The organism is Roseibium algae, from assembly GCF_037783265.1.
Lineage (GTDB): Bacteria > Pseudomonadota > Alphaproteobacteria > Rhizobiales > Stappiaceae > Roseibium > Roseibium algae.
Map to the genome: position 1 here is coordinate 167,115 of NZ_JBAKIA010000007.1, position 26,351 is coordinate 193,465.

The 26,351-nt window shown below is 54.4% G+C and carries 24 protein-coding genes; 15 read left to right on the top strand and 9 right to left on the bottom strand.

The features are described from left to right. Positions 1-16 precede the first annotated feature (16 nt). From polA to V6575_RS12995, 3 genes are all read right to left on the bottom strand, one after another. Positions 17-3,001, bottom strand: a complete 2,985-nt coding sequence (gene polA / locus V6575_RS12985) for a DNA polymerase I (protein WP_340274850.1) — start codon at positions 2,999-3,001, stop codon at positions 17-19. 57 nt (positions 3,002-3,058) lie between these two features. Continuing rightward, a complete protein-coding gene (locus tag V6575_RS12990) occupies positions 3,059-4,090 on the bottom strand; it encodes an acyltransferase family protein (protein ID WP_340274852.1) in 1,032 nt (343 codons plus the stop codon). 125 nt (positions 4,091-4,215) lie between these two features. Continuing rightward, on the bottom strand, positions 4,216-4,734 hold the full coding sequence (locus V6575_RS12995) for an FxsA family protein (protein WP_340274853.1): 519 nt from the start codon (positions 4,732-4,734) through the stop codon (positions 4,216-4,218). 250 nt (positions 4,735-4,984) lie between these two features. Here V6575_RS12995 and V6575_RS13000 point away from each other — a divergent pair, with 250 nt between their 5' ends. From V6575_RS13000 to V6575_RS13040, 9 genes are all read left to right on the top strand, one after another. Then, positions 4,985-5,719, top strand: coding sequence for a Tim44/TimA family putative adaptor protein (locus V6575_RS13000; protein ID WP_340274854.1), 735 nt, complete (start codon positions 4,985-4,987; stop codon positions 5,717-5,719). 35 nt (positions 5,720-5,754) lie between these two features. Continuing rightward, positions 5,755-6,921, top strand: a complete 1,167-nt coding sequence (gene mltA / locus V6575_RS13005) for a murein transglycosylase A (RefSeq protein ID WP_340274855.1) — start codon at positions 5,755-5,757, stop codon at positions 6,919-6,921. Then, positions 6,918-7,499, top strand: a complete 582-nt coding sequence (locus tag V6575_RS13010) for a Smr/MutS family protein (RefSeq protein WP_340274857.1) — start codon at positions 6,918-6,920, stop codon at positions 7,497-7,499. Before mltA ends, V6575_RS13010 begins: the two co-directional genes overlap by 4 nt. 4 nt (positions 7,500-7,503) lie before the next feature. Next, positions 7,504-7,875: a helix-turn-helix domain-containing protein gene (locus tag V6575_RS13015; protein WP_340274858.1), complete on the top strand. Its 372-nt coding sequence runs from the start codon at positions 7,504-7,506 to the stop codon at positions 7,873-7,875. A gap of 118 nt (positions 7,876-7,993) precedes the next feature. Next, entirely contained in the window at positions 7,994-10,807 is a 2,814-nt protein-coding gene (locus tag V6575_RS13020) for a [protein-PII] uridylyltransferase (RefSeq protein WP_340274860.1), read from the top strand. Positions 10,808-10,875: 68 nt separating this feature from the next. Next, positions 10,876-12,438, top strand: a complete 1,563-nt coding sequence (gene murJ, locus V6575_RS13025; RefSeq protein WP_340274861.1) for a murein biosynthesis integral membrane protein MurJ — start codon at positions 10,876-10,878, stop codon at positions 12,436-12,438. A 120-nt stretch (positions 12,439-12,558) separates the two neighbouring features. Continuing rightward, a complete protein-coding gene (trpS, locus tag V6575_RS13030) occupies positions 12,559-13,638 on the top strand; it encodes a tryptophan--tRNA ligase (protein ID WP_340274862.1) in 1,080 nt (359 codons plus the stop codon). A gap of 248 nt (positions 13,639-13,886) precedes the next feature. After that, positions 13,887-14,840 carry an agmatinase gene (locus V6575_RS13035; protein ID WP_340274864.1) on the top strand — a complete coding sequence of 318 codons (954 nt, stop codon included), beginning with the start codon at positions 13,887-13,889 and terminating at the stop codon, positions 14,838-14,840. Positions 14,841-14,942: 102 nt separating this feature from the next. After that, positions 14,943-15,497, top strand: a complete 555-nt coding sequence (locus V6575_RS13040) for an invasion associated locus B family protein (RefSeq protein WP_340274865.1) — start codon at positions 14,943-14,945, stop codon at positions 15,495-15,497. A 97-nt stretch (positions 15,498-15,594) separates the two neighbouring features. On the opposite strand, the gene cysK is transcribed toward V6575_RS13040, so the two are convergent. The 3 genes from cysK to dut form a co-directional block, all read right to left on the bottom strand. Continuing rightward, the gene (gene cysK, locus V6575_RS13045; protein ID WP_340274866.1) at positions 15,595-16,554 is read right to left on the bottom strand and encodes a cysteine synthase A; all 960 of its coding nucleotides are present in this window, start codon (positions 16,552-16,554) and stop codon (positions 15,595-15,597) included. A 103-nt stretch (positions 16,555-16,657) separates the two neighbouring features. Then, positions 16,658-17,314 carry an HAD family hydrolase gene (locus V6575_RS13050; RefSeq protein WP_340274867.1) on the bottom strand — a complete coding sequence of 219 codons (657 nt, stop codon included), beginning with the start codon at positions 17,312-17,314 and terminating at the stop codon, positions 16,658-16,660. Continuing rightward, positions 17,311-17,763, bottom strand: coding sequence for a dUTP diphosphatase (gene dut, locus V6575_RS13055; protein ID WP_340274869.1), 453 nt, complete (start codon positions 17,761-17,763; stop codon positions 17,311-17,313). The genes V6575_RS13050 and dut overlap by 4 nt, the downstream gene beginning before the upstream one ends. A gap of 171 nt (positions 17,764-17,934) precedes the next feature. Here dut and V6575_RS13060 point away from each other — a divergent pair, with 171 nt between their 5' ends. The 3 genes from V6575_RS13060 to V6575_RS13070 all read left to right on the top strand — a co-directional run bounded on the left by V6575_RS13060 (position 17,935) and on the right by V6575_RS13070 (position 20,004). Further along, positions 17,935-18,354: a hypothetical protein gene (locus V6575_RS13060; RefSeq protein WP_340274870.1), complete on the top strand. Its 420-nt coding sequence runs from the start codon at positions 17,935-17,937 to the stop codon at positions 18,352-18,354. 28 nt (positions 18,355-18,382) lie between these two features. After that, positions 18,383-18,973, top strand: coding sequence for an OmpA family protein (locus tag V6575_RS13065; RefSeq protein WP_340274872.1), 591 nt, complete (start codon positions 18,383-18,385; stop codon positions 18,971-18,973). Between the two features lie 197 nt (positions 18,974-19,170). After that, on the top strand, positions 19,171-20,004 hold the full coding sequence (locus tag V6575_RS13070; RefSeq protein WP_340274874.1) for a DODA-type extradiol aromatic ring-opening family dioxygenase: 834 nt from the start codon (positions 19,171-19,173) through the stop codon (positions 20,002-20,004). 1 nt (position 20,005) lies between these two features. On the opposite strand, the gene coaBC is transcribed toward V6575_RS13070, so the two are convergent. Together coaBC and V6575_RS13080 are read right to left on the bottom strand one after the other, a co-directional pair. After that, positions 20,006-21,241 (bottom strand): bifunctional phosphopantothenoylcysteine decarboxylase/phosphopantothenate--cysteine ligase CoaBC, encoded by a 1,236-nt coding sequence (gene coaBC, locus V6575_RS13075; protein WP_340274875.1) that lies wholly within the window; start codon positions 21,239-21,241, stop codon positions 20,006-20,008. A 23-nt stretch (positions 21,242-21,264) separates the two neighbouring features. Then, on the bottom strand, positions 21,265-22,497 hold the full coding sequence (locus tag V6575_RS13080; protein WP_340274876.1) for a penicillin-binding protein activator: 1,233 nt from the start codon (positions 22,495-22,497) through the stop codon (positions 21,265-21,267). A gap of 261 nt (positions 22,498-22,758) precedes the next feature. Between V6575_RS13080 and rsmI the strand changes: the two genes are divergently transcribed. From rsmI to gshB, 3 genes are all read left to right on the top strand, one after another. Continuing rightward, entirely contained in the window at positions 22,759-23,667 is a 909-nt protein-coding gene (gene rsmI, locus V6575_RS13085) for a 16S rRNA (cytidine(1402)-2'-O)-methyltransferase (RefSeq protein WP_340274877.1), read from the top strand. A 1-nt stretch (position 23,668) separates the two neighbouring features. Then, positions 23,669-24,070: a YraN family protein gene (locus V6575_RS13090; RefSeq protein WP_340274879.1), complete on the top strand. Its 402-nt coding sequence runs from the start codon at positions 23,669-23,671 to the stop codon at positions 24,068-24,070. A gap of 136 nt (positions 24,071-24,206) precedes the next feature. Further along, positions 24,207-25,148, top strand: a complete 942-nt coding sequence (gene gshB / locus V6575_RS13095; RefSeq protein ID WP_340274881.1) for a glutathione synthase — start codon at positions 24,207-24,209, stop codon at positions 25,146-25,148. 92 nt (positions 25,149-25,240) lie between these two features. Here gshB and hppD read toward each other — a convergent pair whose 3' ends face one another. Further along, complete coding sequence (gene hppD / locus V6575_RS13100; RefSeq protein ID WP_340274883.1) at positions 25,241-26,347, bottom strand: 4-hydroxyphenylpyruvate dioxygenase; 1,107 nt, start codon at positions 26,345-26,347, stop codon at positions 25,241-25,243. Positions 26,348-26,351 lie beyond the last annotated feature (4 nt).

A 26,351-nucleotide genomic window follows, 5' to 3' on the forward strand; every position in this document is an offset into this window, starting at 1 on the left:
CAGCCTGCTCGAAACTTTAATGCGCCTCGTCCCAATTGTCCGCAGCTCTGGCGTCGACCTGAAGGGGCACGGAGAGTTGGAGCACAGGCTCACAGGCTTTTTCCATGACCTCGCGAACGAGTGAAATAGTCGCATCAACCTGGGACCCGGGCACTTCGAAGATCAGTTCATCGTGGACCTGCAACAGCATCTGCGCATCGAGCTTTGAGGCATCTAGCCGGTCTTCCATCCGCACCATGGCGCGGCGCAGGATATCGGCGGCTGAGCCCTGGATCGGGGCGTTGATGGCGGCCCGCTCGTAAAAGGCGCGCATGTTCGGGTTCTTGGTGTTCACTTCCGGATAATGCGCCTTGCGTCCGAAAATGGTGCTGACATATCCGTTGGCGTGAACGTCTTTTTTGATTGCTTCCATATAGTCCTTGATGCCCGGAAAGCGTTCGAAATAGGTCTTGATGTAAGCGCTTGCCTCACCGCGTCCGATACCAAGCTGGTTGGCAAGGCCAAAGGCTGAAATACCGTAGATGATACCGAAGTTGATGGCCTTGGCCTGTCGGCGGATCATCGGATCCATGCCTTCAATCGGCACACCGAACATCTCACTTGCGGTCATCGCGTGAATATCGAGACCGTCCTCAAAGGCTTTTTTCAGCTGTGGAATGTCCGCCATATGGGCGAGCACACGCAATTCGATCTGGCTGTAATCGGCAGAAATCAGCTTGTGGCCGGTCGCTGCGACAAAGGCCTGTCGGATTTTTCGGCCCTCTTCTGTCCGCACCGGAATGTTCTGCAGGTTTGGCTCAGACGACGAGAGACGCCCGGTGGTCGTTGCCGCCAGAGAATAGGACGTGTGAACCCGCTTCGTATCCGGGTGAATACGTCCCGGAAGTGCATCGGAATAGGTGGATTTGAGCTTGGAGAGCTGACGCCATGATACGATGCGGGACGGTAATTCGTGACCCTCCACAGCCAGATCATCCAGAACGGAGGCCGACGTTGACCACGCACCGGTCTTGGTTTTCTTGCCACCTGGAAGGTTCATCTTGCCGAACAGAATGTCGCCAAGCTGCTTGGGCGAGCCGATGTTGAAGCGCTCGCCGGCCAGCTGATAGATTTCATCTTCCAGCCCTGCCATGCCCTGGGCAAAGTCGCCGGATAGCCGGGATAGCATCTGCCGATCAACCGAGATGCCGCGTTTTTCCATCCGCGCCAGAACCGGCACCATTGGCCGTTCAAGCTTTTCATAGACGGTTGCCATGCGTTCGCTTGCCAACCTTGGCTTCAGCACCTGCCAAAGGCGTAGAGTGACATCGGCATCTTCCGCCGCATAGGCCGATGCCTTGTCGATTGGCACCCTATCGAAGGTGATCATCGACTTGCCAGAACCGCAGATTTCCTTGAACGGGATTGGCTTGTGGCCGAGCCAGCGCTCGGACAGCTCGTCCATGCCGTTTCCGCCCTTGCCCGCATCCAGCGTATATGACAGCAACATGGTGTCGTCGGCAGGGCTGATGTCGATGCCGTGGCGGGTCATCACCAGCCAGTCGTATTTGAGATTCTGGGCAATCTTTAGGACGCCGCGGTCTTCCAGCATTGGCTTCAGTGCAGCGAGCGCCTCGGCCATTGGAATTTGCCCTTCGACCAGACCGCCACCACCCAGAAGATCGCCTTCACCGTCCACATGGGCAAGCGGCACATAGCAGGCTTTTCCGACTTTCGAGCAGAGTGATAAGCCAACAAGGTCTGCCTGCATGGCATCAAGAGATGTGGTTTCTGTGTCGAATGCCACGTAGCCAACTTCATAGGCTTCTGCGATCCAGGACTTAAGCTGCTCCAGTGTCGTGACGGTCTCATAGTCGGAAGCATCGATTGGGGCTGATGCAGCCGCATGTGCACGGGCTGTCGCAACGGTCTGCGGCACCATCATGCCATTTGGCAAAGGTTCTGCGCCGGGGGCCGTGCTGTCAGCGGAAAGTGCAGCAGCGGGGGCAGCATGTTCGACCATGCGCCCCTTGTGATCGGGAATATGCCAGCCAGGAACCTGAAAATCGTCCGCTTCGATATTCGCGGCTTCCGCACCGGTTGTCTCGGCAACCCGCTTTGTTAGCGTGGTGAGGCCCATGGCTTTCAGGAAGCCGACAGCTTTCGGGCCATTGAGATCAGTGACCGACAGATCGGTGACGGGAACATCAACCGGTACGTCTTGTTTCAAAGTCACCAGCTGCTTGGAAATGCGGGCCTGTTCGGCAAATTCAATCAGGTTTTCCCGGCGCTTGTTCTGTTTGATTTCGCCAGCGCGAGACAGCAGTGTTTCCAGATCGCCGTATTCGTTGATCAGCAAGGCGGCGGTCTTCAGGCCGATGCCCGGAACGCCCGGCACATTGTCAACGCTATCGCCTGCTAGCGACTGAACCTCAATGACCTTGTCCGGACCGACGCCGAATTTCTCAAACACTTCCGGCTCGCCGAAGATCTTGTTCTTCATGGTGTCGATCATGCCGACGTTCGGCCCGATCAGCTGCAGCAGATCCTTGTCGCCTGAGACAATTGTCACTCGTGCGCCCATTTTAGCGGCCTGAACGGCATAGGTCGCGATCAGATCATCGGCCTCAAAACCTTCCTGTTCTACGCTATGGACGGAAAAAGCCTTTGTCGCTTCTCGTATCAAACCGAATTGGGGAATCAGGTCTTCTGGCGGCGGTGGACGCTGCGCCTTGTACTCGGGATAAATATCAGAGCGGAATGTCTTCGAAGAATGATCAAAAATCACCGCAAAGTGTGTCGGTTCATCGCCTTTTTCCGGTGTGAGTCCCTCCTGCAGCAGCTTCCACAGCATGTTGCAGAAGCCGGAGACCGCGCCAATAGGCAGCCCATCAGGCTTGCGCGTCAACGGCGGCAGCGCGTGATAGGCACGGAAAATGAACGTGGAACCATCGACCAGAATAAGGTGGTCGTCAGCGGTGAGAGCGGGGATTGAAGCATTATTAGACATGGCGCGGATCATGCCCCTAAGGGCCTTCCGAGAAAAGGCCTAATGCGGCCTTTCCGCAGTCGATTTAGGCTATTCGGCTGGCTGGTGGGTGCTGGAACTTCCAAATGTGCCTTTTAAATAAGCCCAACCCGGTCTTTTGAACAGGAACCAGCCGAGGTCTGTCTTCTGGATCAGCCAAAGAAGGATGATCGGACTAATGACCGACACAGTGGTCACGACGAGAGACACAGTGCCGATGTCCAAAAACCCGAGTTTCAGCAGGACGATCCGCATAACGCCCATTGGGAAGAAGAACGCCAGATAGATGACGATGGAGTTCGCGCCGAAGTAAGGCAGGAAGCGCAGCTGCCCAACCTGGGCCAGCAGCGAACTCGTCAGGATAATGGCGATGGCACCGGCTCCACCGAGCACAAGGGTCACAATTGACAACCCAGACCAGCCAAGGGCGACGAAGCTGCCATTGACCAGTGCCCAAAGGGCCAAAATCGCGAGGCAAAGCGCTAATCTGGAGGAAGCCCAGTCGGCCAATTCAAAGATTTTCGGCGCAAATACATAGCCTGCATAGAAGAACACGAACCGGGAAGCGAGCTCATCGATGATGAGCGAACCGGTGTGGATCGGTGCAATGTGCAACAGCGCGGCAACGCCCAGCATAGCTTGCCAGGGCAAGCCTTTGTCATGGGCGAACTTTGAAATTACGAAAAACACGGGGAGCATATAGATGAACCAGAGCGTGCCAAATGGCTGCACAAAGCCGAGAAGATAAAGCCCCGGAACCGCGGCCCAACCATCTTCAGCGGCAAAGAACGGTGCTTTGAACAGGAATTGGATGCTCATCCAGAGAATGTAGAAGTAAGCGAAATGGACGACCTTTCGGTCAAGGTAGAGCTTCCAGTCCCGTGCGATGACGTTGGACAGGAAAAGGCCGGATATCAGGAAGAAGTCCGGCATCCTGAAAGGGGCAGCGAAAGCGACAACGGCATGCATCCAGCCGACCTGTCCGGCTGCTGCCTCAACGCCCAGAACGGAATGCATCATCACAACGAAAATGATGCAAATCCCCTTGGCAGTATCCACCCACTCAACGCGTGATGAAGTCACCGCTGCTGCCCCGCTTTTTTAAAACTCGGCACGTTTTACGTGAAAAGTGACAGCAATGGGTTAAACGACGCCGTAAAACTGCCAATCTCACGGTCTGCAGGGTCACGATGCTGTGAGGCGTTGTATCAAGTCTTGGGTTTGTCGTGGCCGGACCACGGGCTGATGCGTGGGGTCTCGCCGGTTGGCTCTGTATCATCCGAGCTGCGCGACCAGTCGCCTTCATCAAGGTCAACGAAGTCATCTTGAGGGCGTCTCTGATTTCCGCGAGCCGTACCGCCTTGAACAACGGTTACATTCGCCCGGGCAACAATGAACCTTGCGATTGCAACGCGGATCGGTGGAATGAACAGCAGCAGGCCAAGGGCATCGGTGATGAAACCGGGGATGAGCAACAGCAGGCTAGCAAGAACGATCATTGCGCCATGCATGATGTCTTCGCCCGGCACACGTCCGGCATTCATTTCCGACTGCATGCGCATGATCAACGACAGGCCTTGCTGTCGCAACATGATCGTACCGGCAACGGCTGTCAGGATGGTCAGGACAATGGTCGGCAAAACGCCAATGGCGCTGCCAACTTGAATGAAGACTGCAATCTCTGCGAGAGGCAGCAGAATGATAGCTGCAAGAATATAAAGGGCCACGAAGTTTCCGTTGTCTTTGTGTTACTCTGGCTAAAGGTAAGCATCTAGGCTAGGGATTGCGAGGACTTTGAGGCTTTGAAATGCGCCTTTGATAAATTACCGACTTGCTCTTGCCTCTGGATGCTGGTTCAAGGACGCTTATATAGGACTAATCGAATGCACTTCGGGTGCGCTGCCGTCAATCTGTCTGGCGCCGTCCAATGTGCAAAATAAGGTAACTGGGCCCAAACAAGGTAGCTGGTAGTTTGAAATGAACGAAGTTTTCGACTTTACTAACCTGATTCTGTTGGGTCTGGCCGTATTCATTCTTTTCAAGTTGCGGTCGGTGCTGGGTAAGCGCACGGGCAACGAACGTCCGCCGTTTGACCCCTATGCCAAATCCGAACGCAAGGAAACGGACGAAAACGCTGGGCCTAGCGACAGCGACAATGTCATTCCGCTCCCAGGCCAGGGAGCTTCACAGGCTCCATCAGCAGAGCAGCAGAAAAAGCGCGATGATGTTGTCATCGAGAAGGTTGCGCCTGCAGGCTCAGCCCTCAATGAGGCCCTGCGCAAAATTCTGTCTGTGGATCGCAGCTTTGAGCCAGAGCCATTTCTTGAAGGTGCTGGATCAGCTTATGAAATGATTGTCATGGCATTCGCCGCTGGTGATCGTAAGTCTCTGAAAAACCTCCTGTCCAAGGAAGTCTACGATGGCTTCGTCTCAGCCATTGATGACCGTGAAAAGCGCGAAGAAACAATCGAATCCACATTTGTTGGTATCGATAAGGCTGAAATTGTGGAAGCCGCGCTGAAAGACAATCAGGCCCAAGTGACCATCAAAATCCGCAGTCAGCTGATTTCAGCGACATTGGACAAGTCTGGTGAAGTTATCGACGGCGATCCGAGCAAGGTCACCGAGGTCATCGACATCTGGACGTTTGCCCGCGATACAACATCCCGGGACCCGAACTGGAAGTTGGTCGCGACCGAATCTGCAGAGTAATGTGGTCTGTGCGCGCAAGGTGCCACCGGATCAGTATGCTTGCGTTGTATCTGGCACTTGGGGCGGTGTTCGTTTTGGCAGAAAATATCTCTGCAGAAGCAGCGGCAAGCGGCTCATCTGGCCGGACCGTCAAAACGAGCTATTCCGCCTTGGAGGGCTGGGCTGAGGACGATCACCGGGCCGCCCTTCAGTCGTTCCTGAGATTTTGCAAGACACCCAAGGCAGGGTTTTCCAACGGGCCGTTTCGCTTGTCGAAAAGCCGTGTAACGGCCCTCTGTCAATCAGCGACAGCTGTATCGACTGTCGATGGCCAAGCGGCCCGGCAGTTTTTCGAGACTGAATTCGAACCCCATCTCATAGAAGCAAAAGGGTTCGTGACCGGCTATTATGAGCCCGAACTGTCTGCCTCCAGAGTGAAAACAGCTGAATTTTCAGCTCCTCTGTTGAAGGCGCCAGATGGACTGGTTCGCATCACAAGTAGCAATCGTCCTAAAAACTGGCCGGACAATCTGAGTCATGGGCGCAAGACCAGTCGAGGAATTGTCCCGCTGCCTGATCGCGGTGCAATCATGGACGGTGCCTTGGCAAATGAAGCGCTGGATCTGGTCTATTTGGCGGATCCCGTCGAGGCATTTTTTGTTCATGTGCAGGGGTCTGCCCGTTTGAAGCTGGTCGATGGCTCGGTGATGCGCGTCGGGTATGCTGGCAAGACAGGCTATCCCTATTCATCAGTGGCTCGTATTCTTGTTCAGCGTGGCGAAGGCACGCCGGAGCAGCTGACAATGGAGGGCTTGCGTCGCTGGTTTGCGAAAAACCCTGAGCGCCGTGATGAGCTTCTGGCACAAAATCGTTCTTTTATCTTTTTCCGCGAAGTCGATATCGAAAACCCGGCTGATGGCCCGATCGGGGCTGCAGGACTGCCATTGGTTGCCGGGCGAAGCCTGGCGGTCGACCTGGATCAAATAACCCTTGGTCTGCCGGTTTTTGTGCAGGCGGACCTGGACGATCTTGTTGATCTGAAACAGCATGGAACTGGTAAACTGGTCATTGCCGACGATACGGGGTCTGCGATCAAGGGCGCGGCGCGCGGGGATTTATTTATCGGCTCCGGCCTTGAAGCTGGAAAGCTGGCCGGCGAAATTCGCCATCCAGCTCGCATGACAGTGTTGGTACCTAAGCCTTTAAAGGCCCGGACCAAATGAAGCCGTCGAAGAAGCGGAACAAAGGGCAGCTTTCTTTCGAGGATCGGGAACTCTGGTCGAAAGTCACCAAGACCCTGACGCCTTTACATACAGAACGAGCCAAGCCTCCCGAGCCTGAAAATTTTGCGGAATTATTTGAGGGTAAGCCCCTTGAGAAAAAGCAGCGTGCCAAGACTGAAACTGCGATCAGAGCGCCCGAACCGGTCGTGAAGCCGCCTTCTCCGCCGCCGCTGCATCAACTCGAGCATCGCTATCGGAAGAAACTTGTGCGCGGCGTCAAACCGATCGATGCCCGCATCGATTTGCATGGAATGACACAGCACCAGGCTCATGAACGTCTGCGCGGTTTCATTTATCAGGCACAGGCCTCGGGTCATAAAGTGGTGTTGGTGATCACCGGTAAGGGAAAACGCGGTGAAGGCGGCGCATTTACGGATGAGCGAGGCATTTTGCGCCGTGTTGTGCCACAATGGCTTGGGATGTCAGATATGCGTTCACTGGTGGTTGGTTATGAGGAAGCTCATATGAGCCACGGTGGCTCTGGAGCACTCTACGTGCGTATTCGCAGGCGAAGGTGAAAACGTGACCCCACTTGGAGCTAAAATCCGCGAGCTAAGGCAAAAGCGCGGCGTTTCCCTGAAAGAAATGGCCGCGGCCTTAAGCGTTTCGAGTGCTTATCTGTCTGCGCTGGAGCACGGAAAACGTGGCAAGCCGACCTGGTTTCTTGTTCAGCGCATCATTACGTATTTCAACGTGATCTGGGATGAAGCGGAAGAAATTCAACGCCTTGCCGAGCTATCAGATCCCCGCGTGACCATCGATACATCTGGGATGGACCCAAAAACAACGGAGCTCGCTAACCGTTTGGCCAATAACATTGGCGGCTTGTCGGCGGAATCCTTGTCTCATCTCCTGCATCAATTGCGTGTTGTTTCGGCCAAGGATGGCGTTTAGACGTTCTCTACCATTGCATGGCCTTTACACAGCATTATCCCCCGGCCCTTTATAATGCGCGATGCGAACCGGCAGGTTCGGCGCTTTTTTAATGCCAAGACGGAAGACAGCCCGACTCATGAAGCTCCCCCACGACAGCCTGACCGGGCTTATTGACGCTGACGCTCTTCGCCTGCGCCTGAGTGACCTGACCAGGGCAACGGATGGCGACGGATCGGATCTGGCAATTCGCTCGAAGGTTCTTGCCGAATTGAAAGAGGCGAAGAAGGCCGGGCGCGTTCTGGCAGAGAAACAGCTTAATGAAGACGGGGGTGGCTTTCTATGCGCAAAGCGTTTGTCTCATCTTCAGGATGAATTGATCCGCGTAATTTATGACTTTGCAGTCTGGCATGTCTATCGGATCACCAATCCGTCTGCTGCCGAACGTATTTCTGTTGTGGCGGTCGGCGGGTATGGCCGGGGTACGCTTGCGCCGGAGTCGGACGTCGATCTGCTGTTTGTCCTGCCCTACAAGCAGACCCCTTGGGGCGAGCAGGTGGTGGAATACATCCTCTACATGCTCTGGGATCTCGGCCTGAAGGTTGGCCATGCCACCCGGAACATCGATGAGTGCATTCGGCTGGCCAGACAGGATATGACGATCCGCACGGCGGTACTGGAATCACGCCATATCTGGGGTGATGAGGCGCTCTTTAAAGAACTCGATCAGCGGTTCAATGATGAAGTGGTTGCAGGAACCAGCTCTGAATTCATTGCTGCGAAGTTGGAAGAGCGCGACGAACGGCATCGGCGTCAGGGAACATCGCGTTATCTGGTGGAACCGAACATCAAGGAAGGCAAGGGCGGCCTACGCGATCTGAACACCCTGTTCTGGATTTCCAAGTACCATTTTCAGGTCCGGCGTCAGTTGGACCTGGTGAAAAAGGGCGTCTTGTCGAGGTCGGAATACAATCGCTTTATCAAGACGGAAGACTTTCTCTGGGCTGTTCGCTGTCACTTGCACTTTCTTGCCGGGCGGCCAGAAGAGCGCCTGTCCTTTGATGTTCAGCGTGAAATCGCAATTCGTCTTGGCTACACGCAGCATCCGGGCATGCGGGACGTCGAACGTTTCATGAAGCACTATTTCCTCGTTGCCAAGGATGTCGGTGATTTGACCCGTATTTTATGCGCAGCGTTGGAAAGTCAGCACGTCAAGGAAGCGCGTGGCCAAGGAATTTCGGGGTTGATGCAACGCTTCAGGCTTGGTCGCCCAGTCGGTATGGCAAAACCTGTCGAAGGTTTCCCCGGGTTTACAGTTGAAAACAATCGGCTGAAATCCAATTCCGACACAGTTTTCAAAAGCGATCCGATTAACTTGATCCGGGTGTTTCAGATCGCTGACAAGTACGGCTATCATCTGAATCCGGAGCTCACCAAGCTCATTCGCCGTTCGTTGAAACTGGTCGACAAAAAACTGCGTAACGACCCATTGGCGAACAGGTTGTTCCTGTCAATCTTGACCTCGCGGAATAATCCTGAAAAGGCCTTGCGGAAGATGAATGAGGCGGGCGTTCTAGGCCGCTTTGTTCCGGACTTCGGCAAGGTCGTCGCGATGATGCAGTTTAATATGTATCATCACTATACGGTGGACGAGCACTCGATCCGTTCAATTGGTATTTTGTCTGAAATCGAGCGTGGCGATAGCGAGGATGATAATCCGCTGGCAACGGAGTTGATCAACACGCTGAAAACGCGCAAGGTTCTCTATGTGGCGATGTTCCTGCATGATATTGCCAAGGGGCGCCCGGAGGATCATTCCATCGCCGGTGCGAAGATCGCACGCAAGCTCTGCCCTCGGTTTGGTCTGAACGCATCTGAAACAGATACGGTCGCCTGGCTTATCGAGCATCATCTCGACATGAGCACCATTGCGCAGTCCAGAGACTTGTCCGATCGCAAGACGATTACCGATTTTGCCCATGTTGTGCAATCAATGGAGCGTTTGAAATTGCTCCTGATTTTGACAGTTGCGGATATTCGCGCTGTTGGGCCAGGGGTCTTCAACGGTTGGAAAGGGCAGTTGTTGCGGACGCTCTATTATGAGTGCGAGCCGCACCTCAGCGGAGGCCACACCAAAGTCTCGCATCGCCAGGCCGTTGAAGAAGCCAAGCAAACGCTCCTTGCTAAACTGGATCACTGGAGTGACGAGGCCAAGGAAGCTTATGTCAATCGGCTTTATAAGGCCTATTGGCTTCGCATAGACCCGCAGCGCGCACTGGCCCACGCAGAGGTCATTCGCAAGGCAGATGAGAGCGGTGACAAATTGGCTTTCGAGGTGACGCCTCATTCCTTTGAGGGTGTGACTGAAATTACTGTCCTTGCTCCGGATCATCCGCGGCTTTTGTCAATCATGGCTGGGGCCTGTTTCGTCACAGGGGCCAATATTGTTGACGCCCAGGTCGATACAACAACGGATGGTTTTGCGCTGGATACAATCTTTATCAGCCGAGTTCTGCCCGATGATGCAGATGAAAAAAGGCGTGGTCAGCGGATCACGGATCTGATTGGCAAGACCTTGCGCGGCGAAGAGAAACTTCCGGAAGATGTTGCAAAGAAAGGTTCCGTCAAAGCGCGCATGAAAGCGTTCAAGGTGGAAGCCGATGTTCTCGTCAACAACTCCTGGTCTGATGAGTACACGGTTCTGGAAATAACGGGTCTCGATCGGTCCGGGCTTCTGTTCGATCTGACCAGAGCCATTGCCACATTGAATCTCAATATTGGCTCAGCCCATATCTCCACATTTGGCGAGCGTGTGGTTGATGTGTTTTATGTGACGGATTTGATTGGGCAAAAGATCGCCAATATCAGTCGTCAAAAAATCATTCAGGAACGTCTGTCAGCTGCCGTTGATGGAAAACTTAACATGAGCTCGGCTGCATCGGTTTCCCGTTAAAGCTACTGGGTCCTGACCTAATTACACTTCACAGTTGCCGGGTGGTCCCGGGCCATGAGATTTGAAACATGAGCCTTTTGAAGAACTTCGCGACTGTTGGTGGCGCTACGATGGCAAGCCGGGTGCTTGGCTTCGTACGGGATGTGTTATTGGCAGCGGCAGTCGGAACCGGGCCTGTGGCCGAGGCGTTTGTGGTGGCCTTCCGCTTACCCAACCTGTTCCGCAGGCTGTTCGCGGAAGGTGCATTTAATTCGGCTTTTATTCCCCTGTTCGGACGCGCTGTTGAGGAAGACGGCGATGAGGGAGCCCGGCGTTTTGCTGGTGAAATTGGTTCCGGCTTGCTCTTCTGCTTGCTGATTCTGACAGCGTTGGCCCAGATTTTCATGCCTGCTGTTGTGTGGGCACTGGCTCCGGGCTTCGTCGATGACGTTCTGAAATTTGACCTGACTGTCCTGATGTCGAGGATCGCTTTCCCCTATTTGGTGTTCATGTCCATGCTGGCCTTCATTGGCGGTGTTTTGAACACGTATCAGCGCTTTGCCGCTGCGGCCTTTGCGCCTGTGATGCTGAACATTGTGATGAGCATAGTTCTGGGCAGCGTGATCTTCTATGGCGTCGAGGATGCAACGACATTGGGTATCATCCTAACCATGGGTGTCGCGGTTGCCGGTGTTGCCCAGCTGTTGGTTGTTATCTGGGATTTGAAGCGATTGGGATTTCGCATCCCGATCTATCGCCCTCGCTATACCAAGTCGGTGAAACGCCTCCTTGTTTTGGGAGTTCCTGGTGTGATCGCTGGCGGCGTCACCCAGATCAATATTGCTGTCGGGATGATGATTGCTTCGCTCCAGGACGGCGCAAATGCACTGCTCTATTACGCGGATCGTCTCTATCAACTGCCGCTCGGCGTGATTGGTATTGCCATTGGCGTGGTTCTCTTGCCCAGCCTGACCCGGCAACTTCGTGCCGGAAATGTCGATCAGTATCAACGCAGTCTCAATAATGCCCTTGAGTTTTCTCTTGTTCTGGCGCTGCCATCTGCCGTGGCGCTGGCGGTGTTGCCGCGTGAAATCGTCTCGGTTCTTTTTCAACGCGGCCAGTTTGATGCAATTGCGACGCAGGGCACAGCTGCCGCCTTGACGGCATTTGCTTTTGGGCTTCCGGCCTTTGTGTTGAACAAGGTATTCTCACCGGGGTATTTCTCTCGCGAAGACACCAAGACGCCGATGTGGTTTGCGGCCATTGGAATGGCGGTCAATGTCGCGCTGTCTTTGGCCTTGTTCCCATTTTTGCAGCATGTCGGCATTGCAGTTGCCTCAACGATTGCCGGTTGGATCAACACTGGTCTGCTGGTCATCGTTCTTTGGCGGCGCGGGCATTTCCAGCCTGATATGTCGGTGGTTCGTAAAATTCTGCTGATTTTGGGTGCAAGTGTGATGATGGGAGTTGTGCTTCATTACGCATCTATCGGGCTTGAGAGCTGGATTTCGGCTTCCAATTTGCTGAGCCGCATTGTTGGGCTGGGCGGACTGGTCTTGATCGGCATGGCGGCATTCGGCGTGTTTGCGCAATTGTCCGGGGGCAGCGACCTCATAGCTCATGCCAAAGCGTTGAAGCGGCGCAACACCTGAGCTGTGAATTCACCATGAGAGAGCTGAGTGCTTGCATGGCCTTCGGTCAGTGCCGTATGACCTTTTCATTGATCATTCCAAGAGCCATTCCAACCGGCTTCTTGCGCAAAAGGACAGAATATGACGGCGATTCAACCACGTGTGTTTTCCGGCGTTCAGCCAACCGGAAATCTTCATCTGGGAAATTACCTTGGCGCGGTTTCCCGCTGGGTGCCTCTTCAGGACCAGATGGAAACCATCTTCTGCGTTGTTGACCTTCATGCGATCACGGCGGGCTTTCCGGCTCCTGGTGAACTGAAGGCGGCCACACGTGAAGTCACTGCCGCGTATATTGCGGCAGGTATTGACCCGAAAAAGTCGATCATTTTCAATCAATCCCAGGTGCGCGAGCACGCCGAACTGGCTTGGCTGTTCAATTGCGTCGCCCGCATGGGCTGGCTGAGCCGGATGACACAATTCAAGGAAAAGGCAGGCAAAAACAAGGAAAACGCTTCTGTTGGCCTGTTTGCCTATCCGAATCTGATGGCTGCCGATATTCTGGCGTATCGGGCAACCCATGTGCCGGTTGGTGATGATCAGAAGCAGCATCTTGAGCTGACCCGCGACATTGCGCAGAAGTTTAACAATGACTTTGCTAATCAGATCAAGGAACTGGGGATTGGCGTGCCAAATCCGACCCCGTCTCCTGAACTGCCGGAACAGATCTATTTCCCGGTGACAGAGCCAATGATTGCCGGCCCTGCAACGCGCATCATGAGCTTGCGCGATGGCACCAAGAAAATGTCCAAGTCTGATCCCTCGGATCTCTCGCGTATTAATCTGAAGGATGATGCTGACGCGATTTCCAAGAAGATCAAGAAAGCAAAGACGGATCCGGAAGCTCTGCCAAGCGAAGTCGATGGCCTGAAGGATCGCCCGGAAGCGGACAATCTCGTGGGCATCTATGCTGCATTGTCGGGTAAGACGAAGCAGGAGGTTCTTGGCGAATTTGGCGGTCAGCAGTTCTCCGCATTCAAACCGGCCCTGTCAGACCTTGCCGTCGAAAAGCTGGCGCCAATGACCGGTGAGATGCGCCGATTGACCGACGACCCGACCGAGATTGATGCAATTCTCAAGATTGGCGCGGAAAAAGCGTCTGCTATCGCAGAGCCCGTCCTCAAGGACGTCCGCAAGATCATCGGTTTTCTCGACGTTCGCTGAGGGACCTACAATTGAAACTTCCAGGCGGTCCGCCAGGGCTCGAAGATCAGCTGACAAATAAACGCCCAGGGTTTTCCTGGGCGTTTTTCGTTTGAATTCCAGGGGCGTGGTGATCGTTTCTAAATTGGAGATCGCAGACGTCCTTCACACTGGCGTTGGATAATAAGAGCCTTCCTTTCGCAAGCTGTTTCACCAAAAGCAGATTTTGCTCTAGCATCTCTTCAGGGATCGCAAAGAAGGGCCAAATTTTGACAAAACACGGTTATGAAAGCGGGCGGTTAAATCTGCCCTTTGTTGGCATTTGCACGTTCGGAAAGTTTCCCTATCAAGCCGATTGGGATGCGATTGATGCAGACGTGGCGGTGTTGGGTGCGCCTTACGACATGGGTACCCAGTGGCGCTCCGGTGCCCGGATGGGGCCGCGCGGCATCCGTGAGGCATCGACGCTGTTTTCATTTGGTCATGCCGGGGCTTATGATTTTGAAGATGACGTCACCTATCTTCCTGCGGAAACAACCCGCATCGTAGATATCGGCGATGCAGATATCATTCACACCGATACGATCCAGAGCCATGCCAACATAGAAGCGGGAGTGCGCAAAATTCTTGCCGCGGGTGCGCTGCCTGTTGTCTTGGGGGGCGATCATTCGATCAATATTCCCTGCATCAATGCCTTCGATGGGGAGGGGCCGATCCATGTTGTGCAGATTGACGCCCATCTCGATTTTGTGGATGAACGTCATGGTGTCCGTTACGGTCATGGCAATCCGATGCGCAGAGCGGCTGAAAAGCCCTATGTCACTGGCTTGAGCCAGATTGGCATCCGCAATGTCTCGTCAACGGCTCGGGACGGTTACGAGGATGCACGAAAGATGGGCTCCGATATCCAGTCGGTACGCCACTTCCGCAAACTCGGTGTTGAGGGCATGTTGGAGCGCATTCCAAAAGGTGCACGGTATTATCTGACCATCGATATCGATGGGTTTGACCCGTCGATTGCACCGGGAACAGGTACGCCGAGCCACGGCGGTTTTTTATATTATGAAGTTTTGGAGTTCATCGATGGACTCGCAAAGCGTGGCTCCATCGTTGGTTTGGATCTGGTTGAAGTTGCTCCGGATTACGACCCGACCGGCTCAACGAGTACTTTGGCCGCTCAGATCCTGATGAATACCCTTGGTCGTATTTTACATCATCGATGAATTAAGGCAGTTTCAGTTAAAGATTATAGGTATCTTGATCGCTGTGAATGCTGCGATTATCTCGTAGCGGAAACCTCCGCCACTTTTGAACAAGGGTTAAACATGCGTTGTTTGGGAATTATCTTGTCGTGCGTGCTGGCAGGTCCAGTTCTGTTACAGACGGCTACTGCCCAGGATTTCTGGAGCTACAAGGATTGGAATGTTTCGGTTGAGAAAGTCGAATCGGTAGAAGACGATTTCAAGCAATGTGTGATTTTCACAGGCGGCGATGGCCTTCCCACTGTTTCCGCAACATTCTTCACCGGAGATGCTGGCCCTCCGTATAGCTTTCCGGATGTCACGGCTACAGAGCGGGCCATACGCGGCCACTCAACGCTCATGAAAAATGATGAGGCGGTCTTCTTTACGTTCGATGATGGCGACAGCATCAAAGGCAAGGTAGAAGCCGGGTTTGACGATGAAGGTTTTGCCTTTGCGAATGGCCGCGTGTCTCAGGAGGATAGCCTTATGGTGCTCCAGGCCATGCGGCGTAATGGTGAATTGACCGTCACCACTCCAAGTGGCCTTTTGGTCACCGCATCGCTGAATGGGTTTTCGGCTGCCTATTTGAAAATGGCTGAAGTCTGTGAATTTTCAACAGAAGGCGTGCTCGACTAGGAGCCACCTCCCGAAATTAACGGCAGGAGCGGCTTTGGTGCCTCTCCTGCCGTTGTATTTTTTCATTGCCTAGCCCTTGTTTCGAGCAGGTGAGCGCTTAAAGCCCTTCGAAAAGTGCTGTCGAGAGATAGCGTTCGGCGAAGGACGGGATGATCACGACAATGGTTTTGCCAGCCATTTCATCCCGCTGACCGACCTTGATCGCAGCACTCAGTGCAGCGCCGGATGAAATTCCGACGGGAACACCTTCGATGCGGGCAACTTCCCGGGCCATGGCGAAAGCGTCGTCATTGGCGACGGTGGCTACTTCATCATAAACTTCTGTGTCCAGAATGCCTGGAACAAAGCCAGCACCGATACCCTGGATCTTGTGAGGGCCGGGGTTGCCGCCGGACAGGATCGGGCTGTCGGTTGGCTCAACAGCAACCACATGCACATCGGGCTTGCGGGCTTTCAAAACCTGGGAAACGCCAGTGATCGTCCCGCCGGTTCCAATGCCGGAGACAAACACGTCGATGGCACCTTCAGTGTCGTTCCAGATTTCTTCTGCAGTTGTATTGCGATGGATTTCCGGGTTGGCCGGATTTTCGAACTGTTGCGGCATCACGGCATCTGGAATTTGGTCGACCAGTTCCTGGGCGCGTGCAATTGCCCCCTTCATTCCCTTGGGGCCTTCGGTCAGTTCCAGCTCTGCGCCGAGGATTTTGAACATCTTGCGGCGTTCAACGGACATGGTCTCCGGCATTACCAGAATGAGGCGATAGCCCTTGGCAGCCGCGACAAAGGCAAGTGCAATGCCCGTGTTGCCCGAGGTTGGCTCCACCAGAACAGATTTTCCAGGCTCGATTTTGCCATCCTGTTCCATGGCTTCAACCATCGCAACGCCAATACGATCCTTGACGCTGGAAATGGGATTGAAGAACTCCAGCTTTGCAAGAAGATTGGCCTTCACGCCATGGGCATGGGCCAGCCTGTCGAGACGTACGATAGGCGTGTCGCCGATGGTTTCTGTGATGGAGGAGTAAACCCGCCCCCTACCCGGCTTCTTGTCGGTCATTGTCGTCTCCCAATTCAGTAGCCTTTTGAGGCTTGTTCAATCTTTGGAAATTACTGGCAATCAGTTGGAATTGCGAGGAATTAGAATCCGCTTTTGTGAGGTATCACGAAATCAGGAGCTCCGGCAGGGCGCTCATTTTGTCAAATAGAACCGCGCCTGCGTTGCGCATGGCTTGTTTGTCGCAGGCTGGGTCGGCCGTATATCCGTAAACAGCCATTCCGGCACTGCGCGCAGCCATAACGCCGGGTAGGCTATCTTCAATCACAACACAGGTTGCAGGGTCTGCACCCATGCCTCGGGCGGCGAGAAGGAAGATGTCGGGAGCTGGTTTGCCAGTTGCGCAGTCCTGGGCGGAATAGAGAACATCCTTGAAGACATCCAAAAGCCCGGCGCTTCCCAGTGTCGCGTGCATTTTTTCGTATTTTCCTGAAGAGCCAACGCAAAAGGGTATACTTCGGTCCTTCAAGAAGCCGATAACGTCGCAGATGCCTTCAATGGGTTTAATCCCGGCGGCAAAAGCTTCAAGATCCTTTTGTCGGATTTGGTCAGGCCAATCCGCAGGTAGCTTTTGCCCGCACATGCCCTCTGCCATCTGCTGGACAGATTCCAGTGTGCGTCCCATGAAGGTTCTCTGACAGGCCGGTCCGTCCATTGGAACCCCAAGGTCTGTCATGACCTCTGCCAGCACCCGGTTCGCAACGGTTTCCGTATCCACCAGAACGCCGTCACAATCGAAAATCACAAGGCCAGGAGTTGTCACGAGCTGGTTCCTGTCGAGCCAAACCCACCGACCCCGCGTTTTGTATCGGACAGGTTTTCGACTTCATGAATATTAGCTTGAAGCACCGGTGCGATGATCATCTGTGCGATCCTTGCCCCGCGTTCGATGGTGAACGGCTCTTCCCCGAGGTTGATCAGGATGACTTTCACTTCTCCTCGATAATCTGCGTCGATGGTGCCCGGTGTGTTCAGTACCGTGATGCCGTTCTTTGCGGCGAGACCTGAGCGTGGGCGTACCTGGCCCTCATAACCGTCTGGTAGCGCCATTGAGAGGCCGGTTGGCACGAGTGCGCGTTTTCCCGAATGAAGAACCAGTGGTGTTGTGACGGCCGCCAGAAGGTCCAGACCAGCAGCCTGATCAGACTGGTAGGCAGGCAGGGGCAGGTCAGCGCCATGGGGCAGGCGTTTCAGTTCAAGGTGAACAGTCATGGAGGCTCCGGCTCAAGAGGTTCTGAATGTGTGTTCACACATGCTTTTCAAGGGGTTCTTGTCAAGCATATGGTGATTACGCCCCCAGCTTTGAAACTTTCCTTGCGTCATGGTGATTGTGGTGAAAAAGTGACCTGGATATTTTATCGAAGTGAAACGGGAGTTTAATGTATGCGGAAATTATCAATTCTGATTGCCGCGGGAATTATGGCGATGTCCGCCATCCCTGTATCGGCTCAAACAGTTGGTTTTGCAGACGCAATCAAAATATTGGCCAACAGTTGTGGCAAGGATATTAATACGTATTGCAAAAAGGCAAATCTCGGCAACAACGAAATTGGTCTTTGCCTTCAAGAGAACCAGTCAAAAATATCAGCTCAGTGTAACACGGACCGGGTTGCCGTGACTGCTTTGCTTGAGGCGCGCTTTTTGGCGCAGGCAGCCGTTCCAGAGTTGTGCAACAGAGATATTCAGCAATATTGTAAGTTGGTGAAGCCGGGCAATGGCAATCAGCTGCGCTGTATTTTGAAGGCTCAAAAGGTCGTCAGCAAAAAATGTAACGAGGCTATCGACCTCGCTGGTTTCCGTTAAGGCGACTCGCCTTGTTTGAGGATATGTCATGACATCAATTTCGCTCCGTTCTACAGGCCTGGCAGTCTTTGCCATTGCTCTATGCATGAGCCTGTCTGCCCCATTCGCCCAAACCAAATTGTCGCGCAACGAGATCATCAATTCTCTGCAGGGTGCGCAGCAAAAGGTTGAGATCACTGCTGATCAGCTGCGTCAGGCTGCTGCTGACCAGATCAAGAAGTATCCGGGAGACAACTCCACTGAAGTGCTGCCGTTGGCCGCGAAATTGGCACAGCTGCGTCAGTTTAATCTCGAAGTAACTTTCGACTTTAACTCATCACGTATTCGGCCAGCTTCTTATGAGACTGTCGGCCTTATCGCCGATGCGCTGCATACACCCTATCTCGCTGGTCAGAGGTTCTTCGTTGTGGGTCATACTGACGCGAAAGGAGACCGGATGTACAATCTTGAGCTTTCACAGCGCAGGGCAGATGCCATTCGCGATGCTCTTATCACGACCTTCCGGGTTCCAGCAGGGCAGCTTGCTGCTGTTGGCTTGGGCGAAGAGCAGCTTCGCGATCCAGCCAAGCCTGATTCCGAAGTCAATCGGCGCGTTCAGCTCATCAACATTGGCTTCTGATAGTTTGTTGATGTGAGTTTTATGCCGTCGCGGGTTACCTGCGGCGGCATTTTTTTGAAGTCTTGGCCGCTAGTTTGATTGTTCAGTTTATGTGAACTATTCTATTGAGAATAAAGGCCTTCTAAGTCTGGGGTAATGGCCCCAATCTCTATCAAGATAGGCGATGCGCTGCATCGCTGTCTCAGATGGAGAAAGCCATGACTGGCTCGCGAAAAATAACCGACAGGGCTGAAAATAAGCAGACTGGTGCTGTTGCGCCGCTGTTTCTTGCTCATGGGTCGCCCATGCTGGCACTCAGCGACATCCCAGCTCGACGCTTTTTGCTTAAACTGGCAAGGGATCTGCCTAACATTCGCGGTATCGTCATTCTTTCACCGCATTGGGAGACCCGCGGGCAGCGCGTGTCTGCTGCGGGCAAGCTGAAGACGATCCATGACTTTCGCGGTTTCCCGCCTGATCTCTATGAAATTCAATACCCTGCCGAAGCCAACGCGGATCTGGTGTCTCTTGTCATGGACCAATTGCGTGGTAGCAAGATTGCTGCACGCGAAGATGCAAGCTGGGGGCTGGATCACGGTGCCTGGGTTCCGCTCAGTCTTGTCTATCCGGAGCTGTCTGTGCCGGTTGTTGAATTATCTGTGCCCTTTGGCAGCACGCCAGAAACAATTCATGCCCTTGGTCGAGGCCTTGCCCCTCTTGCTATGCAGGGCATCCAGATTATCGGATCGGGTAGTACGACGCACAATCTGCGCGAGATAGCTCCAGAGGGCTCCGAGCCGGCTGCCTGGGCGGTTGATTTTGACGCTTGGGTTGATGAGGGTTTGGCAGCAGCTGATATCAGCTGGTTTTCAGATATTGAAGCCGTGCCCGGTATTCGCTTGGCTCACCCAACAGAAGAGCATTTTCTCCCCTTATTCTTCGCCATGGGAGCTGCAGGAACCAATGTTCCCGCCGAGCTGCTTCATCGTAGTTATTCTCACGGTTCCCTGAGCATGAGCTATTTCCGCTTTCCGGTGGCAGAAGCAGTCTGATCTAGCTCTTTGCGGGACCAATGTGTGTGGCTATGCGCGAAACAAGACGGCGGGCGACTTCAGTCTTGTCCAGAGCAGGCCAGTCTTCAACGCCATCGGCGCTGACAATGCGCACGGTGTTGCGATCACCGCCCATGATGCCCGTTTCCGGGCTGACGTCATTGGCGACAATCCAGTCTGCGCGCTTTCGCTCCAGTTTGCCTTTGGCATTTTCCAGAAGGTTTTGTGTTTCTGCAGCAAAGCCGATCAACAGACTGGGCCGCAGGCTCTCGTGATGACCAATGGTGGCCAGAATGTCTGGGTTCTCGACCAAATTGAGAGAAGGCGGCGCGCCTGAACCATCTTTCTTGATCTTCTGCTGGCCTTCGCTGGCAACGCGCCAATCGGCGACTGCGGCGCTCATGATGGCCACATCCGCCGGAAGGGCTTCTGTAACAGCCAAGAGCATTTCGGCTGCAGTTTCCACATGGATCATTGTGACGTCTGCCGGGTCTGGTAAATTGACCGGTCCGGACACCAAAGTAACCTTTGCACCGGCAGCAGAAGCTGCTGCTGCAATGGCATGACCCTGTTTGCCTGAGGATCTGTTCGCAAGGTAGCGAACCGGGTCAATTGGTTCATGAGTCGGGCCAGAAGTCACAACCATATGACGCCCTGACAGCGGCAGCGTTTCTGCAGTCTGCTGCACATGTTCTGATAATAGAGCCTCGGCAGCGGCTACAATCTCCAGTGGTTCGGCCATGCGGCCAACTCCGGCCTCGCCGCTTTCCGCCATTTCACCTGCCTTGGGGCCAATGAATGAACAACGATCGGATTTCAGTGCGGCCACATTTCGGGCAGTCGCCGGATTGGCCCACATCTTCGGGTTCATTGCAGGTGCCAGCAACACGGGCTTGTCTGTGGCAAGCAAGACTGCTGTCGCCAGATCATCGGCAATGCCGTGGGCCATTTTGGCCATCAAGTCTGCTGTCACCGGGGCAATCAGGATCAGGTCGTTGTCACGGGCAAGTCGAATGTGCCCAACATCCTGTTCTGCCTCCCGGTCGAACAACTCGGTGTAGACCTTCTCAGCGGTCAAGGCCCCGACGGCCAGCGGTGTGATGAATTGCTGTGCGCCCTTGGTCAATACGGCTCGAACCGTGGCGCCACGTTCGCGCAGACGCCGAATAAGATCGAGCGATTTATAGGCGGCTATGCCACCTGAAATGATCAGTACCACACGGGTATTGTTCAGCATCCATCATCACTCCCGGTCGTCGATCAGTTTCCGGTCCGGAAATCGCGAGGCGCCGGAGAGATGGCCTGTTTGCCTGATCCGGTCAGCTGAAAGACAGCCAAGCCTCGTTCATTTTGGCCATTGGGCAAAAAGCGGAACAAGCCGTCGATGCCGAGAAAACCATCCTTGTTGGTGAGGATACTCGTTGCAAAGCGCTGGGGACCAGCGGAGCGAACCAAGCCTGCAGCAAGTGTTACGCCATCATAGGCCAGGGTCGCATTGCGAGGTGGTGCGGATCCATAGGCACCCTGATAGCGGCTTGAGAAAGCTTTGAAGCCTGTGGTTTCAGGCCCCGGATACCAGCCACCAGCCATGAGAGGGTTGGACTGCATGCTGGCTGTATCCCACTGGCCGGTACCGAGCATCTTGACCGAACCGATATTGGTTCCATTGGCGGTCATGGTTTGAACCACCAGTGGTGCGACGCCGCCACCGGCAGGAATAAACAGTGCATCGACCTGTTTCATTGATGAGGCCAAGGCGTTGGTTTTTGCAACAAGATCCGTACTGTCGGTACCTTCCAGCTTGTAATGCTGGATTGAGACGATGCGGCCTGTTGTTCGTCCGACCTCCTGTCGGAAGGCGGCTTCTATCACGGCACCATATGTTCCCTCTGGAATCAGTGCTGCGAAAGAGCGTTTAGACTGGCTTGCCGCGTAGCCGATGATCCGCTTCACATCATTCTGTGGCAGGAAGCTTAGAAGATATGTCCCGCGTGCAGCCACCGAAACATCGGTTGAAAACGCCACCACTGGAACGCCGGAGGCGCGTGCAACAGCGGCAGCTCCAGATACAGCGGGTGCGAAGACGGGTCCGAGGATCAGCTCTGCGCCTTCTGCAATGGCGGCCTGGGCTGCAGCGCGTCCGCCCTGCGCAGTGCCTGCGGTGTCTTTGACCAGAAGCTGGATATCGGAATTTGGAAAGTTGGCGAGTGCGAGCTCAGCCGAGTTTTTGAAAACGGTTGCTATTGAGGTTGCGCTGCCGCCACCACTCATGGGCAGAAGCAGGCCGACACGCACGGTGCCAGTGCCAATGACTTCGCCTGTGGCGGCGGTTGGTTCGCCCGAGTTGATCGATGGCCCCGGATAAGATCCAAGGTTTGAGCCCATGCACCCGGCAAGCACAAGTGCGCTCAATAAAGCGCATCCTGCAAACACGGACGACTGCACTTTCTTTGTGATCCGCGCCAATCCGGCCAATACGCCTGTGTCGATCAAAACCGTCTCCTTAATTTTATTTAAAACACTTACGTATTTGGCAGGCGCCTGTCTAGTTTTCGGCCAGTTTCTATATTGTTTGTGGTCAGTTGCGAGCGGTTTGATGATGATGGTGGCCAGCATGAGGATTTGCGCTTGCGGGCTGCATCAGCCACCATTAGGTCACGAACACACGTTTTGGCCAGATAGCCTGTTCCCAATAGATGCCGAGACTGCCCGTGAAAATCTGCTTTTCTGTGGCATGTCTGAACCGAGATTTACATGACCCCTGCTGAAAGCGCTGAAAGCCGCCGTTACATCCTGTCGGAACATTCTTTTTCCGCGCCACGCCTGGAGCCGGCGCTCTATATCGTTTCAACGCCGATTGGCAACCTGCGCGATATCACCGTAAGGGCTCTTGAAACTTTGGCAGCGTCTGCTGTGATTGCTTGTGAAGATACAAGGGTCACGGGCACGCTAACTCATCGGTATGGTCTGAAAACACCGCTGATGCCCTATCACGAGCACAATTCTGACAGACAGCGCCCGAAAATACTTGAGACCCTGGAGGGGGGCGGGTCAGTGGCTCTGGTAAGTGATGCTGGAACGCCGTTGATTTCTGATCCGGGTTACAGGTTGGTGCGTGATGTGGTTGAGGCGGGGTATAATGTGATCCCGATCCCAGGGGCGTCTGCTCTTTTGGCGGGTCTTGTCGGGTCTGGGTTGCCTAGCGATACGCTGCTGTTCGCCGGGTTTTTACCGACAAAGTCAGGGCAGAAAAAAACACGGTTGGCGGAATTGTCTGTGATCCCGGCGACGTTGGTACTTTATGAATCTCCGCGCCGTCTTGGCGCAACATTGGCCATTATGGTTGAGGTCATGGGTGCGGACCGGGAAGCCTCTGTAGCGCGTGAGCTTACCAAGCGCTTCGAGACGTTCGAGCGTGGAACATTATCATCGCTTGCTCAGACCTTCTCAGGCGATGCGCCGAAGGGCGAGATTGTGATCCTGATCGCGCCGCCCGAGGAAAAGCCGGAAGCAGATGAAGCTGACGCGGATGCGCTTTTGATCGTGGCGATGGCAGACATGCCGGTCAGCACTGCCGCCAAGAAAGTGGCAAAACAGACAGGCCTCGATCGGAATGAACTCTACAAGCGTGCGCTGGATTTGAAGTCGGAGGTTGCCTCCTGAGATGAGTTTAAAGCGCCATGTGCAGCCTCTAAATCAGGGCAGGAACAAACGCCAACAGGCTCACAAATTGGGTCTGTCGGGAGAGTTTCGGGCAGCGCTGGCGCTTCAGCTGACGGGTTGGCGGATCCTGAAACGTCGCTACAAAACAAAAGTCGGCGAAATCGATCTCATTGCCAAACGGGGTAAGACAGTCATTTTTGTTGAGGTCAAGGCACGCCGGAGCCGGGAGGCGGCCATGGACGCGGTGACGCCTGCCAGTCAACGTCGGATCGTCAAGGCGGCGAAGATTTTCATCACCGAACATCCCAAGGCAGGGCTCTTCACCCTGCGCTTTGACGTCATGATCATCCGGCCATGGCGCTGGCCTGAACGGATCATCAATGCGTTTCCAGCCGAGAATTAGACAGGTTCGAAAATGGCTCTGGCAAGGTTGAGACGTTCGCCCCTCTAGACAAAGCGCTTGGGCGACCGCATATCTGGACCAACCGAACCATAATCCCTCCGCGCGCTTGACGCGCCCCTGCCGGGAGACGTCTCATATGGCCCTTAAGGTCGCGGTCCAGATGGACCATATTTCTTCGATCAACATTGCTGGCGACAGTGCTTTTGCCTTGATGTTGGAAGCTCAGGCGCGTGGTCATGAGTTGTATCATTATACGGCGGACCGTCTGGCCATGATCGGCAACGACGTCTTCTGTGCCCTCGAACCAGTCTCTGTGCGGGACGAAGTGGGCAATCACTTCACGCTGGGCGAAAAACAACGGTTCAACATGGCCGATGTTGATGTGGTTCTGATGCGCCAGGATCCGCCGTTTGATCTGGCCTATATCGCTGCAACCCATCTTTTGGAGAAGGTTCACTCGAACACGCTGGTGGTGAACAATCCGGCGGAAGTGCGCAATGCGCCCGAAAAGCTGTTCGTCACCGAATTCGCCGACCTTATGCCGCCAACGTTGGTCACCAGGGACAGGTCTGAAATTGACCGGTTCCGCGATGAATATGGCGATATCGTCATGAAGCCGCTGTTCGGCCATGGCGGTGCGGCCGTGTTCCGCATCACGCAGGACGACCTGAACTACGGCTCTCTGTATGATTTCTTTGCTGCGACTTTCCGCGAGCCATGGGTCATCCAGCAGTTCCTGCCCAATGTGAAACACGGCGACAAGCGTATCCTGCTGGTTGATGGGGAATTTGCAGGGGCAGTCAACCGGGTGCCGGCCAAGGGGGATCTTCGCTCCAACATGGTGCGTGGCGGCGCAGCTCACGAATCTGAGCTCACCGAAAAAGAACGCGAAATCTGCGCCCGTCTTGGCCCTTCGCTGAAGGAAAAGGGCCTGATTCTGGTCGGTATCGATGTGATTGATAACCGGCTCACGGAAATCAACGTCACTGCCCCCACCGGTATCCGTGCCGTGGCAAAGCTCGGCGGTCCCGACATCGCGGCCAAGGTCTGGGACGTGTTGGAAGCCAAGGTCGCCTGAGGCGAAATTCTTCACTGTTGATTGAGGCCATATGAAAAAGGGAGAGATCTGAAAAGATCGCTCCCTTTTTGCATTTATGATTGGGTCTCAGGTCACTCGGCAGCTTCGATGACGCCGCGGCGGACCTGATCTTCCTCAATGCTCTCGAACAAAGCCCTGAAATTGCCCTCACCGAAGCCTTCATCGCCTTTGCGTTGAATGAATTCGAAGAAAATCGGCCCGATCACAGTCTTTGAGAAGATCTGCAGCAGGATCTTGGTCATGCCGCCGTTCACGACGCCTTCGCCATCAATCAGAATGCCGTGTTTCTTCATTCTGTCGATTGGTTCGTCGTGGCCTTGAACCCGGTCTGAGCTCTTTTCATAATAGACTTCTGGCGGACCGGGCATGAACTTCAAGCCATTCTCGGCAAGCTTATCGGTGGCATCGTAAATACCTTCGGTGCCGACAGCGATATGCTGGATGCCTTCACCCTTATACTTCTTCAGGTACTCAACGATTTGGCTTGTGTCGTCCTTGGACTCATTCAGCGGAATTCGGATCTTGCCACAAGGGGATGTAATCGCGCGGCTGACAAGGCCTGTGATCCGGCCATCAATGTCGAAAAAGTGGATCTGGGTAAAGCCAAACAGGTCGCGGTAAAAGGCCCACCACTTGTCCATGTTACCGCGATAAACATTATGAGTCAGGTGATCGAGATAATAGAATCCGACGCCTTCAGGCTTTGGATCGGCTTCGCCCAGCCACTCAAAGTCCTGCGAATAGGCTGAGCCCTTGTCGCCATAGGTGTCAACGAAATAGAGTAGAGATCCGCCAATGCCGACAATCGCCGGAACATCTAGCGCTTTGTCGTCACCTTCATAAGTCTCGGCGCCCTTGGACACGGCGCGCTCAAAGGCATGTTGGGCATCGACAACGCGCCAGGCCATCGAGGCAGCGCAGGGACCGTGATCATCGACAAATCGCATGGCGTGGCTGCCAGGCTCGGCGTTGACCAGATAGTTGATGTTGCCCTGACGCCAGACGGAGATCTTCTTGGTTTTGTGGCGCGCAACTTCGCTGTAGCCCATGCGGGTGAATAGTTCCGCGAGTTTTTCAGGCTCAGGATGAGCGAACTCGACGAATTCAAAGCCGTCTGTTCCGGCAGGATTGTCTTCGGTGACTTTTGCGACCGGCGCGTCGTGCGGAAATGGACCCATGGGT